The sequence below is a fragment of the Celeribacter halophilus genome, from assembly GCF_018860305.1.
Taxonomy (GTDB): domain Bacteria; phylum Pseudomonadota; class Alphaproteobacteria; order Rhodobacterales; family Rhodobacteraceae; genus Celeribacter; species Celeribacter halophilus_A.
The window spans coordinates 23,350-36,514 of sequence record NZ_JAHKPE010000037.1; the positions used below are offsets into that span (position 1 = coordinate 23,350).

The window sequence follows — 13,165 nt, forward strand, 5'->3', positions numbered from 1 at the left end:
GCCTCTTTCATCTGCGCAACGCATTGAATATTAGAGTATTTTCCGGCTCAATATCCGGCGGACCGATCCACAAGATGCAGGAATGGCAGGCCAGCTTCGCCGCGCCGGATGTTCTCTGCAATCACCTCTGAGGCCGTGTCCTCGCGCGTCTCTGCGGCGATGTGGGGCGTGACCGTGACCTTGGGGTGGGACCAGTAGGGATGCCTCTCCGGCAGGGGTTCGATGCGGAAGACATCAAGCGTGGCATGACCGACTTGACCGCTGTCGAGTGCTGCCAGAAGCGCGTCATCGTCAATCAATGTGCCTCGCCCCGGATTCACGATCCGCGCCCCTTCGGGGAGGTGTTTCAGACTGTCGGCATTGAGTATGCCTTGTGTCTGACTTGTGTCGGGCAACAACAGCACAAGGATTTCCGCCGTTGAAAGCGCGCTCTTCAAGCCTTCCGGCCCTGCAAGACAGGTGATCCCGTCGATCTCCTTGAGAGTGCGCGACCATCCGGTGACATCAAAGCCCAGCTCCGCCAGCGCCAGAGCACAGGTCTTGCCCAAAGCGCCCAGCCCCAGAACCGTGACCGCACGATCTCTGGCCAAGGGCGGGGCGGTTTGATCCCATGCCCCGTCGAGACCGAGGATGTAGCGGTCCATTCCGAGGTGATAGCGCATCACATGGCCGGTGACATAGTCCCGCATCCCCAGCGCCAGCCCCGGATCGACCATCCGGCACAGCGGCTGCGTGAGGGTCGGGTTCGGGGCGATCTTCTCGACACCGGCCCAGAGGCTCAACACCGCTTTGGCGCGGGTGAAGGGCGAGAAATCCCGCAGCGTCTCATTAGGCGCATAGATGATGTAATCGACCTCTTCGGGTGCGGCCTCGCGGGTGAGACGGGCGTCAATGCCCGCCTGTTGCAAGGCCCGCGGCAGGGCGGCTTCGTAGAGCGGCCAAATCCGGTCGGGTGCGGAAAACAATAGGGTCAGGGTCATCGTTTGCCTCGCGGTCTGTGGACATGGGCCGATTGCAGGATGCCGAACGCGGCCAGCAGCACCAGCATAGCCGAGCCGCCATAGGACACCAGCGGTAGAGGTACGCCGACCACGGGCATCAGCCCCATGACCATCGACATATTGACCGCAAAGAACAGAAAGAACGTCGCCGCGATCCCGATGGTCACAAGAGAGCCGAACCGGTCCTTGTTGTTCATCGCGGAGATCAGGCAGAAAATGATGATGCCCGCATAGAGCGCCAGAAGGGAGAACCCGCCGATGAAGCCGAATTCTTCGGCCAGCGTGGTGAAGATGAAATCCGTGTGTTTTTCGGGCAGGAAGTTGAGCCGCGATTGCGTGCCCTGCATAAAGCCGCGCCCTGTCCAGCCGCCGGAGCCGAGCGCGATCTTGGCCTGCGTGATGTGATAGCCCGCACCCAGTGGGTCGGCGGAGGGATCAAGAAAGGTATCGATGCGGCGGTATTGATAGTCGTTGAGCAACTGCCAGCCGGTCCCGCGCGAGGCGAACACGGCGGAGACCAGCCCCACGCCCATGGCAATGACCACGCCGAAATAGATCCAGCTGACGCCAGCGGCAAACATCACGATGGCCCCGCCCGCCACCAGAAGGATGGAGGTGCCGAGATCGGGCTGTTTGAGCACCAGAACGGTCGGCAGCAGGATCAGCGCCACGGGAATGGCGACCCACAAAGGGCGTGAGACTTTCTCCAGAGGCAGCCAGTCGTAATAGGCCGCCAGCAGCATGACCAAGGCGATTTTCATCAACTCGGAGGGCTGGAGCTTCATGAAGCCCAGATCGATCCAGCGCTGTGCGCCCATGCCGACGTGGCCGAAAAACTCCACGAAAACCAGCAGGATAAAGGTAAAGATATAGGCCAGCCCCGCGATGTTGCGCCAGAACCAGATCGGCACCATGGCGATCATCAGCATGGCGACCATGCCAATGGCGAACCGCTTCATCTGGGGTTCGGCCCAAGGCTGGAACGAGCCGCCCGCGTTGGAATAGAGCATGAGAAAGCCGAAAGAGGCCACCGCCGAGAGCAGCAGCACCAGCGCCCAGTTGACATAGAGCACTTTGGAAATGCCCGTCGGGACGGTTTTGAGTGTGCTTTCGAGATAGCTCATGCGCGGCTCCTCTCGGTGCTCTCGTCTTCCTTGCCCACCAGAGGCAGGGTGCGGAAGCGTTCGCGGATGGTGTTGCGTTGCGAGCTCGGGTAGGCGTCGAGCGGCGGCACGGCCCCGTGCAGGGCAAAGAGCATCACATCCCGCGCAATCGGGGCAGCCACGGAGGAACCGCCGCCGCCATGTTCCACCACAACGGAGACGGCGTAGCGCGGCGCATCATAGGGGGCGTAAGAGACGAAGAGGGCGTGGTCACGCTCTTCCCACGGGACGTTCTTGTTGTTGACCACAGTGTTGCGGACCTGAGAGGTGCCTGTCTTGCCCGCCATGCGCTGGGTTTCATCCGCGATGCGGGAGGCATAGGCCGTGCCTCTGTTGGAATTGAGCACTTCGAACATGCCCTGACGCACGGAGCGCAGCATGTTTTCGTTGATCCCCAACTCACCGCCGCCGCGGATCGGTTGTTCCATCCCGTCGATGGAGCGGACGAGGCGGGGCACAACTTCGCGATTGGTGGCAACGCGAGCGGTCATCACAGCCAGTTGCAAGGGAGTCGTCAGGACAAAGCCCTGTCCGATGGCGGCGTTAAGACTGTCGCCGACCACCCATTCCGCACCGCGATTGGCGAGTTTCCATTGTTTGTCGGGCATGAGGCCGGAGCTGATCCCCGACAGGGGCAGGTCATAGGATTCGCCCAGTCCGAGCCGCCGTCCCATTTTGGCGATGTTCTCGATTCCGGTCCGTTGCGCCATTTCGTAGTAATAGACATCGCAGGAGTGGCGCAGGGAGGCGGCGAGGTTCATATTGCCGTGGCCTGCGCGTTTCCAGCAGTGGAAGCGGCGGGAGCCGACCTCGACATGGCCGAGGCAGCGCACGGTTTCGTCGGGGGTGACAACGCCCGCTTCGAGAGCGGCAAGGGCGGTAACCAGTTTGAAGGTCGAGCCGGGCGGATAGGCGCCTTGCACCGCTTTGCCGGGCAGGGGGCGGTGGTCGTTTTCCAGCAGCGCATTGTAATCGGCCACCGAGATGCCGCGCACGAAGAGGTTCGGGTCAAAGGACGGTGTCGATCCGGCCGCGATGATGTCGCCGGTTTCCACGTCCAGCACCACGGCGGCGGCACTTTCGCCACCCAATCGGGCCTGCACAAAGTTCTGCACCTTGTGGTCGAGGGTCAGCTGGATATTGGCGCCCGGCTGGCCTTCCTGACGGTCGATCTCGCGGATGATCCGCCCGTGGACGTTCTGTTCCACGCGCAAGATGCCGGCTTTGCCTTTGAGCACGTCTTCCATCCGGTGTTCGACGCCGGATTTGCCGAGCTGGAAATCGGGGATGTGGTAGATCGGGTCGACCTCTTCCATCTGTGACAGGGCATAGTCGGAGACGGGGCCGACATAGCCCACCAGATGCGCGAAATCGCCTTTGAGCGGGTAGTGGCGCGACAGGCCGACCTCCGGCGTGATGCCGGGAAGCGCCGGGCCGTTGGCGGCGACGGCGGAGAACTGTTCCCATGTCAGCCGGTCCGCGATGGTGATCGGGGTGGAGGGGCCGATCTTGCGGTTTTTGAGATCGTCGCGCACGCGGGCCTGTTCGGCGGGGGTCAGGCCGATGAGGCGCTCCAGTTCGGCCAGCACCTTGTCGAGTTCCTGCGCATCCTGTTTGCGGATCACGACTTTGAAGGTTTGTTCGTTCTCCGCCAGAGCGGTGCCGTTGCGGTCATAGATCAGGCCGCGCGCGGGGGGGAGAAGCTGGATCTTGATGCGGTTCTCTTCGGCCAGAAGGCGGAACTGGTCGGCCTGATCGACCTGCAGAAAGCGCATCCTGAGCCCCAGAACCCCCATGAAGGCAAGCTGGGAGGCGCCAAGAAACAGTGCGCGCCGCGTGACCTTGCGCGCTGAGGCGGCATTTTCTGTGGGGGAACGTTTCATCGCACATACCTCATTTCATCGGCTTCGGCGGGGCTGATTTTGGTCATGCCGAATCCGTAGCGCGACAGGGCCACCACCACCGGATAGCTGAGAAGTGTCGAGACCTGTCCCATAATGGCAAGCCCCAGCGAGCTTTGGTCCACCATGAACAGCGCGAGGCAGAGCCGGTAGCCTAGCGCCATGGCCAGCATCACACCGGCCACCATCGCCCATTCGATCGCAAAAGGCAGATCGCGCGATATCTGCTCGCGCCGACGCAGGAATTCCAGCCCCAGCACACTGAGCATTGTCCACAGACCCGGCGGGCGCAGAAAGATGAAATCGGCCAGAAGGATCACCGGCGCGACCAGAAACACCGGCACATAGTCGGGACGCCGGAGCACCCATGCAAACGCCACGGACAGGATCAGATCCGGCCCCGGCCAGCTTGCCGCACCGACTTTCAGGGGCAGAAGATAGAAAAACGTCACCAAAGCAGCGACGAGCAGAAACCCTGCGCGGAAAGACCATGTGCGAACCGTGCGTGGATCAACCATCTTCGGGCGCTCCGTCCTGCTCCGGCTCGGCGCCCGCGCTGGTCTCCGCTGCGGCATCCACAGGGTCAGAGGCAATCAGGCCACCCGGATCGGTGATGCGCTCGCTCTCATGGGTCCGCAAAACGCGCAGATAGTCGAGCCGTTCATAATCGGCCGCCAAGATCACGCGCAAACGCCGATCCGGACCCTTGGCCACCTGACCGATCAACAGCCCCGGCGGAAAGACACCGCCATCACCGGACGAGACCACGCGATCGCCCGGACGGACAAGCTCGGGCGTTTCAATGAAATCGAGCGAGGGGCGGATGGTGTTGTCCCCCGACAGGATCGCGCGTTGCCCTGAGGGCTGGATCGTCACCGGAAGGCGTGAATTGCTGTCGGTAAGCAGAATCACCCGCGCCGTATTCTGGCCCACGCCGGAAATCCGGCCCACCAGACCGATCCCGTCCATCGTCGCCCAACCGTCGCGAATCCCGTCCCGTGCGCCGACATTCAAAAGCACGGACTGGCGGAAGGGCGAGCCGCTGTCGGCCATCACAACGCCGGTGACATAGGTGTAGCGCGGGTCGATCCGCACCTTGTTCAGATCAAGGAGCTTGGCGTTCTTCTGCTCAAGCTGGAGGGCCGCTTCCTTCCACGCCTGCATCTGGCGCAATTCGTTGCGCAATTCCTGATTTTGTTCGTAAAGTCGTTGATAACTCTCGAAATTCTCGATCATATCGACGGTTTTCGTCACCGGCACCAAGGCCCATTCAAAGGAGGGCACAACCCTGTCCACGAGATTGGCACGCAGCCGCTCGACGCGGGGGCTGTCGATGCGCCAGAGGATGAACAGACCCATTAGGCACAACAACATGATCCCGATCAGCAAACGCCGGATCGGGCGGACGTAGGTCTCCGCATTGCCCCTGTCTCTGGCCAAACTGTCCTCCGGTTCAGGCCGCCCGAGGCGCGCCTAATCGGCGCAGGCCCTCAGCTGTCGTAATCAATAACGTGCCGGAGTTGTTTCTCATACTCCAGCGCTTTGCCAGTGCCCAAGGCCACACAATTCAGTGACTCGTCGGCGACCGAGATGGCAAGTCCGGTCTGTTCGCGCAGGGCCAGATCCAACTCGCCCAAGAGCGCCCCGCCACCGGTGAGCATCACGCCACGGTCCACAATGTCGGCGGCCAGATCCGGCGGGGTGGTTTCCAGAGCGGTCATCACCGCCTCGCAGATCTGTTGCACGGGTTCGGCCAGAGCCTCGGCCACTTGTGCTTGGTTGATTTCGATCTCTTTCGGCACACCGTTGAGAAGATCGCGACCGCGAATAGTCAGAACCGCGCCGCGCCCGTCATCGGGCATCCGTGCGGTGCCGATGGTGGTCTTGATCCGTTCGGCGGTGCCTTCCCCGATCAGGAGGTTCTGCTGGCGGCGAAGATAGGCGATGATGGCATCATCCATCCGGTCGCCACCGACGCGTACGGAGCGCGCATAAACGATGTCGCCCAAGGACAGCACGGCCACCTCGGTGGTCCCGCCGCCGATGTCGACAACCATGTTGCCGGTCGGGTCGGTGATCGGCATCCCTGCGCCGATGGCGGCGGCAATCGGTTCCGCGATCAGACCTGCGCGGCGTGCACCGGCGGACATCACGGATTGACGGATGGCGCGTTTTTCAACGGGGGTGGCCCCGTGCGGCACGCAGACGATGATTTTCGGCTTGGAGAAGGTGGTGCGTTTGTGAACCTTGCGGATGAAATGTTTGATCATTTCTTCGGCGGTGTCGAAGTCGGCAATCACCCCTTCGCGCATCGGGCGGATGGCTTCGATAGAGCCGGGGGTCTTGCCCAGCATGTGCTTGGCGTCTTCGCCCACGGCGAGCACCTGTTTGCGCCCGTCCTTGACGTGATAGGCCACCACGGACGGTTCGTTGAGAATGATGCCTTTGCCTTTGACGTAGACCAGCGTGTTCGCTGTTCCCAAGTCGATTGCCATGTCAGAAGAGAATAAACCCGCAAATCCCGCCATTGTGTTCCCGATGCCCCATCAAGCCGCAAAAAGGGGAGAATCCCCCGTATCGGCAGACTTATAGGGGGCGCGGGGCTGGGGGAAAAGGGGCGGCATAGTCCGAGATGGCAAGGAACCGCCACTTTCCGCCTGTGATGACCGGTTTGTGAAACCTGCGCGGGTCTTTGCGCAGGTTTCAGAGCCGTTTCCGGCTTGTCTTTTCGGGTCGTGTGGTCCGGCACCTGTTCTCAGGCGCGCAAGAGCACCTTGCCTTTGCGTCCCGGCGTCTGGGCCGCCTGCATCGCGGCGGGGGCGTCGGAAAGGTCAAAGATGGCGTCGACATCCAGCGGAAGTTTGCCTTGCGCGGCCAGTGTGACCAGTTCGGAGATCAGCGCCTTGCGCGTTTCGGGAGCCATATGTTGCGAGACTTTCGCGCCCCAAAAGCCTTTGACCGTGATGTGTTTGAAGATGAGCTGGCCCGAATTCAGGATCATATCGCCACCGTCGGCTGTGCCGAAGGTCACCAGAAGGCCCTCCCAGCCCAGCAGGTCGACGAGATCATTGGCGGTGCTGCCGCCGACACTGTCGATGGCGATTTGGGCCCCTTGTTCACCGATGATGGATTTGGCCTGATCCTTCCAGTCGGACTGATCGGTCGAGACCACGTTTTGCACACCGCTGGCGCGTAATTCCTCGGCGGCGGCTTGGCGGCGGACGATGTTGACCACATGGATGCCGCGCGTTTTGGCGAGCGCGTCGATGATCTTGCCCACCGCTCCGTTGGCTGCAGTTTGCACGATCCAGTCGCCCGCTTTCGCCTTGGCAAATTCCAGCAGCGAGATGGCGGAGAAGGGCATGGCGACGAGTTGGGCGGCGTCTTCGTCCGACACGGCGTCAGGCAGGGGCAGGACGGAGGCGGCGGGGGCGGTGAAATAGTCGGCCCATGTGCCCATCGTGCCCGCAACGGTGACACGTTTGCCGACCAGCGCGCTGTCGACCTCGGGGCCGACGGCTTCAATCACCCCCACGGCTTCGGTGCCGCCGGTGGCAGGCAGGTCCGGTTTGACGCCATATTCGCCGCGCACCGTCCAGAGGTCGTGGTTGTGGATCGCGGAGAGGATCGTGCGCACCAGCACCTCGCCGGTCTGGGGCGCGGGCGTGTCGGTTTCGGTGACGGTGATGACTTCGGCGGGATCGCCAAAGGTGGCATGGGTTGCGCTGCGCATAGGTGGCTCCAGTGGGCTTGGTGTGTTTGTGTCTTGTGAGCAGAGCTAAGGCCTTGCCCGCACAAGACAAGGGGCGCACCAAGGCGCGCCCCTCGAAAAGTGAACCAGAGAGTTCAGAAAGCTGTGATCAGCTTGCGTCGGTGTATTTGACCGTTTTCACATCCGCGTCCGGTGCGGATTTCTCGCGCCGCACCAGAAGCCGGTTGACCGCGTTCACATAGGCTTTGGCCGAGGCCACAACCGTATCCGTGTCGGAGCTTTGACCGGTGACGATCTTGCCATCCTCTTCGAGACGCACGGAGACCGTGGCCTGCGCATCGGTGCCTTCGGTCACGGCGTGGACCTGATAGAGTTGCAGGCGTGCGGTCGTCGGGAAAATGGACTTGATTGCCTTGAAGGTCGCATCCACCGGACCGTCGCCCTGACAGGTTACCTGTTTTTCCTCGCCATCGACTTCGAGGATCAGATCGGCGGATTGCGGGGCTTCGGTGCCACAGATCACGCGCAGGAACTTGACCTTGATGCGCTCGTTCTGGTCCGCCGCGCCCGCGTCACGCAACAGCGCGATCAGGTCGTCGTCGAACACTTCTTTCTTGCGATCGGCGAGATCCTTGAAGCGGACGAACACATCCTTGAGCTGGTTGTCCTCCATCGGATAGCCCAGATCTTCGAGCTTGGCGCGCAGGGCGGCACGGCCCGAGTGCTTGCCCAAAGGCAGGGAGGTGCCGGTCAGACCAACATCCTGCGGGCGCATGATCTCGAAGGTTTCCTTGTTCTTCAGCATCCCGTCCTGGTGAATGCCGCTCTCGTGGGCAAAGGCGTTCTTGCCGACGATGGCCTTGTTGAACTGCACGGGGAAACCGGAGACCTGCGAGACGCGCCGCGAGATGTTCATGATCTTGGTTGTATCGACGCCGGTGGTATAGGGCATGATGTCCCCGCGCACTTTCAGCGCCATGACCACTTCTTCCAGCGCGGTATTGCCCGCACGTTCGCCCAGACCGTTGATCGTGCATTCGATCTGGCGTGCGCCGGCCTCGACAGCCGCCAGAGCATTGGCGGTCGCCATGCCCAGATCGTTGTGACAGTGGGTCGCAAAGATGATCTCGTCGGCACCGGGCACACGTTCGAGCAGCATCTCGATGATCGCGGCGGATTCGCGCGGGGTGGTGTAGCCCACAGTGTCGGGAATGTTGATCGTGGTGGCACCGGCCTTGATCGCAATCTCGACCACGCGGCAGAGATAGTCATGCTCCGTGCGGATCGCATCCATCGGAGACCATTGCACATTGTCCGTCAGGTTGCGGGCATGGGTCACGGTCTCGTGGATCTTGTCGGCCATCTCGTCCATCGAGAGCGCGGTGATTTCGCGGTGCTGGGGCGAGGTGCCGATAAAGGTGTGAATGCGCGGCTGGGCGGCGTGTTTGACCGCTTCCATACAGCGGTCAATGTCGCGGATGCTGGCGCGTGCCAGACCACAGATCACGGAATTCTTCGAGTTCTTGGCAATATCCCTGACCGCTTCAAAGTCCCCTTCGGAGGCAATCGGAAAGCCCGCTTCGATGATGTCCACGCCCATTTCGTCGAGCATGGCCGCGATTTCGAGCTTTTCGTTATGGCTCATCGTGGCACCGGGGCTTTGTTCGCCGTCGCGCAGAGTCGTGTCGAAAATCAGGACGCGGTCCTGTTTGGATGTATTGGTCATTTTGAAATCTCTCTTATGGTCCTTAGCGTTGCGATCCGGCGCATCTGGTCACCTCTGAGCATCGCGCCGACGGCACGCTCAGAGGCAGCTAAGGAGAAGAAGCTCACGACGAAGGGCTGCGCGGGTGCGCAGGGGCAGGGTGGAGATATGTGCCTTATTCGTCATGAGGGTGGAATATACTGTCTGAGGTCCGGTTGAAAACCCCAAATTCTCTGTCAGAGGCATTTCTTGCCGGAAGGCGGTGCGGTGCAAACCCGCCTTCCGTAGAAAAAACGTTTTACAATATAGCCTTACTCCGCAGGTGTGGTGTCGGCTTCAGCTTCGGGTTTGTCCTCGGAGACCAGCGCCCCGTCCACCCATTCGCCGGAGACCACCTTGCCGTCGGCATAGGTGATGGTGCCGTGGCCATTGGATTTGCCCGCGACGAACATGCCCTCGAACACATCGCCATTGGCATAGGTTGCCTTGCCTTGTCCCTGAATTTCGCCCGCTTTCCATTCACCCGTGTAGGTGAAGCCGGAAGACATGGTGATCGTGCCGATGCCTTCGCGTTTGCCGGCAACGTAATCGCCTTCGTAAACAGTGCCGTCGGGATAGGTGCCTTTGCCCTTGCCCTGACGCTGGCCATCGACCCAGTCGCCCTCATAGATGTAACCGTCGGGATAGGTCATCTTGCCCTTGCCGTGGTTCTGCGCGTTCTGGAATTCGCCTTCATAGACCAGCCCGCCCGCATAGCGCGCCACGCCAGTGCCGTCGATCACGCCGTATTTCCATTCGCCCTCATAGGTCGTGCCGTTCGGGTAGGTGATCTTGCCCTGCCCGTGGGAAAGATCGTCAAGGAATTCCCCGATATAGACAGAGCCGTCGGGATAGGTCACTTGCCCCTGTCCCTCGATCCGGCCTTGGGTCCATTCGCCGACATAGAGATAGCCGTCCGCACCGGTAAAAGTCCCTTGTCCGTCGCGTTTGTCGTCGTCGAATTCGCCCTCATAGACATCGCCATTGGCATAGGTCACCTTGCCCGTGCCCTGACGTTTGCCGCCGACCAGTTCGCCCTCATAGACATCGCCGTTGGGCTGGGTGATCGTGCCTGTGCCGTTGCACTGGTTGTCGACCCACTGGCAATCGAGAATCATGCCCTCGTCCGTGACCAGAACGCCTTGGCCGTGCCGCTGGTCGCGGGCCAGTTCGCCCTCATAGGTGGCGCCTTCGGGGTAGGTGATCTTGCCCTTGCCCTCCTTGACGCCATTGACCCAGCCGCCTTCGTAGATATAGCCCGTGGGGCTTTCCAGTCGGCCCTGCCCGTGATGTTTGGCGGAGAGGAAGCCGCCCTCGTATTTCACGCCATTGGCATAGACCGCAACGCCGGAGCCGGTGGCCTCGCCCTCGACCCAGTCGCCCTCGTAGGTGCCGCCATCGGCATAGGTGATCTTGCCATAGCCGTGGGGTTTGCCCTTGTCGAAAGCGCCTTCATAGACCGATCCGTCGGTGAAACGCGCAATCCCCTGACCCTTGATCTCGCCCATGACCCATTCGCCGGTATATTCGTAGCCGTTGGGCAGGGTGTAGGTGCCGACGCCGTCGCGCAGCCCCTCTTTGAACGTCCCTTCGTAAATGCCGCCGTCTTCGAACTGGTGGGTCTCGACCGCTCCCGTGTCCTGTGCGTTCATGGTCAGGGGCATGGCCCCGATCATTGTTGCCGCGAAAAGCGTAATGCGCATCCGTGTCACTATGTCTGTCCCATTCCAGATGAGTTGCTGTCGGGGTCTGCCTGTGGCGTCCGTGGCGCTTAGGTGGACCTTGGCCCGTAGAGAGCCTGTCGCGCGCCAGACTAGGGGCTTGGGTCGCGGGCTTCAAATGTTTTTGGCATGAACGTCTTTCCCTTGGGCGTCATTCTGCTAAACCTTGGCCCGAGATATCAGGACGCATGAGTGCCATGACCGAGAAATTCCGCCTTACCCTTGCCCAGCTCAACCCGACCGTGGGCGCGATAGATGCCAATGCGGACAAGGTGCGGGCCGCCCATGCGCAGGCGAAGGCCGCAGGGGCCGATATGATCGCCTTTCCCGAACTGTTCCTGATCGGGTATCAGCCGCAGGATCTGGTGATGAAGCCGGTTCTGGTCAACACGGCCATGGCCAAAGTGGAGGAACTGGCGGCCCTGACGACCGATGGTCCGGCCATCGGTGTCGGTGCGCCCTATTCTTATGGTGATGCGCTTTACAACGGCTACTGGATTCTCGCCGAGGGCCGCGTCAAACAGGTGCTGCGCAAGCATCATCTGCCGAATTACAAGGTATTCGACGAAAAACGCCTCTTTGCCGAAGGTCCGCTGGAAGGTCCCTATGCCATCGGCCCGCTGCGCATTGGCTCGCCCATCTGCGAAGATGCGTGGCACGAGGATGTGGCCGAGGCACAGGTGGAAAGCGGGGCGGAGATTCTGCTGGTGCCCAACGGTTCGCCCTACTACCGCAACAAATTCGACACGCGGTTGACCCATATGGTCTCGCGGGTGGTCGAGAATGACGTGCCTCTGGTCTATCTTAACATGGTCGGCGGACAGGACGATCAGGTCTTTGACGGCGGCTCCTTTGTGCTCAACCGGCACGGCAAGCCGGCGCATATCCTGCCGGTCTTTGACGAGGCGCTGCGTCATGTGGATTTCGAGAAATCCGAGGGGCGCTGGTGGGCGACCGATGGCGAGATCACGCCGCAGCCCGACGAGTGGGAGCAGGATTACCGCGCGATGGTCGACTCTTTGCGTGACTATCTGGGCAAAACCGGCTTCAAAAAGGTTGTTCTGGGCCTGTCCGGCGGGATCGACTCGGCCATTGTCGCCACGATTGCCACAGATGCGCTGGGCGCGGAGAATGTGCATTGCGTGATGCTGCCCTCCGAATACACGTCGGAAAGCTCGCTGGACGATGCCAAGGACATCGCGACCCGTCTGGGCTGTCGCTATGACTTCGTGCCGATCTCCGAAGGCCGCGACGCCATCACCAACACGCTTGCGCCGATCTTTGGCGATCTGCCCTTTGACACGACCGAGGAAAACATCCAGTCGCGCCTGCGCGGGCTGTTGCTCATGGCGCTGTCGAACAAGTTCGGCTCCATGCTTCTTACCACTGGCAACAAATCCGAGGTCGCGGTGGGCTATTGCACGATCTACGGTGATATGAACGGCGGCTATAACCCGATCAAGGACCTCTACAAGACGCGGGTGTTCGAGCAATGCCGCTGGCGCAATGCCAATCACCGCGACTGGATGAAGGGGCCGGAGGGTGAGGTCATCCCCGTATCGATCATCGACAAACCACCCTCAGCCGAATTGCGCCCCGACCAGAAGGACGAGGACAGCCTGCCGCCCTATGAGGTGCTGGATGCAATTCTCGAAGGGCTGGTGGACCGTGACGAAAGCGTGGCCGATCTGGTCGCGGCAGGGTTCGACCGTGATACGGTGAAACGGATCGAGCATCTGCTCTATATTTCGGAATACAAACGCTTCCAATCCGCGCCGGGCACGCGCCTGACGCCGCGGGCCTTCTGGCTGGATCGCCGCTACCCGATTGCCAGCCGTTGGCGCGACCCGAGCTGATCCCTTCTGCCTTCTCCTCTGCATTCACTCTCTTAGCGTTAACCTTAATATGATTAACCTTAACGCG

At 61.3% G+C, this 13,165-nt stretch carries 10 protein-coding genes; 1 reads left to right on the forward strand and 9 read right to left on the reverse strand.

The annotated features are described in order from the left end of the window. Window positions 1-47: 47 nt before the first annotated feature. The 9 genes from KO492_RS16805 to KO492_RS16845 all read right to left on the reverse strand — a co-directional run bounded on the left by KO492_RS16805 (window position 48) and on the right by KO492_RS16845 (window position 11,224). The gene (locus KO492_RS16805) at window positions 48-980 is read right to left on the reverse strand and encodes a 2-hydroxyacid dehydrogenase (protein WP_216046030.1); all 933 of its coding nucleotides are present in this window, start codon (window positions 978-980) and stop codon (window positions 48-50) included. Then, on the reverse strand, window positions 977-2,125 hold the full coding sequence (rodA, locus tag KO492_RS16810) for a rod shape-determining protein RodA (protein WP_216046031.1): 1,149 nt from the start codon (window positions 2,123-2,125) through the stop codon (window positions 977-979). The genes KO492_RS16805 and rodA overlap by 4 nt, the downstream gene beginning before the upstream one ends. Then, window positions 2,122-4,047 carry a penicillin-binding protein 2 gene (gene mrdA / locus KO492_RS16815; protein WP_216046032.1) on the reverse strand — a complete coding sequence of 642 codons (1,926 nt, stop codon included), beginning with the start codon at window positions 4,045-4,047 and terminating at the stop codon, window positions 2,122-2,124. Before mrdA ends, rodA begins: the two co-directional genes overlap by 4 nt. Further along, window positions 4,044-4,583, reverse strand: coding sequence for a rod shape-determining protein MreD (locus KO492_RS16820; protein WP_216046033.1), 540 nt, complete (start codon window positions 4,581-4,583; stop codon window positions 4,044-4,046). The genes mrdA and KO492_RS16820 overlap by 4 nt, the downstream gene beginning before the upstream one ends. Continuing rightward, the gene (mreC, locus tag KO492_RS16825) at window positions 4,576-5,505 is read right to left on the reverse strand and encodes a rod shape-determining protein MreC (protein ID WP_216046034.1); all 930 of its coding nucleotides are present in this window, start codon (window positions 5,503-5,505) and stop codon (window positions 4,576-4,578) included. Before mreC ends, KO492_RS16820 begins: the two co-directional genes overlap by 8 nt. A 50-nt stretch (window positions 5,506-5,555) precedes the next feature. After that, complete coding sequence (locus tag KO492_RS16830; protein ID WP_066605599.1) at window positions 5,556-6,593, reverse strand: rod shape-determining protein; 1,038 nt, start codon at window positions 6,591-6,593, stop codon at window positions 5,556-5,558. Window positions 6,594-6,820: 227 nt separating this feature from the next. After that, the gene (locus KO492_RS16835) at window positions 6,821-7,798 is read right to left on the reverse strand and encodes a zinc-binding dehydrogenase (protein ID WP_216046035.1); all 978 of its coding nucleotides are present in this window, start codon (window positions 7,796-7,798) and stop codon (window positions 6,821-6,823) included. A 127-nt stretch (window positions 7,799-7,925) separates the two neighbouring features. Then, window positions 7,926-9,503 (reverse strand): 2-isopropylmalate synthase, encoded by a 1,578-nt coding sequence (locus KO492_RS16840; RefSeq protein ID WP_216046036.1) that lies wholly within the window; start codon window positions 9,501-9,503, stop codon window positions 7,926-7,928. A 290-nt stretch (window positions 9,504-9,793) separates the two neighbouring features. Continuing rightward, the gene (locus KO492_RS16845; protein WP_216046054.1) at window positions 9,794-11,224 is read right to left on the reverse strand and encodes a 2-isopropylmalate synthase; all 1,431 of its coding nucleotides are present in this window, start codon (window positions 11,222-11,224) and stop codon (window positions 9,794-9,796) included. A gap of 215 nt (window positions 11,225-11,439) precedes the next feature. Here KO492_RS16845 and KO492_RS16850 point away from each other — a divergent pair, with 215 nt between their 5' ends. Next, window positions 11,440-13,098 carry an NAD+ synthase gene (locus KO492_RS16850; RefSeq protein WP_216046037.1) on the forward strand — a complete coding sequence of 553 codons (1,659 nt, stop codon included), beginning with the start codon at window positions 11,440-11,442 and terminating at the stop codon, window positions 13,096-13,098. Window positions 13,099-13,165 lie beyond the last annotated feature (67 nt).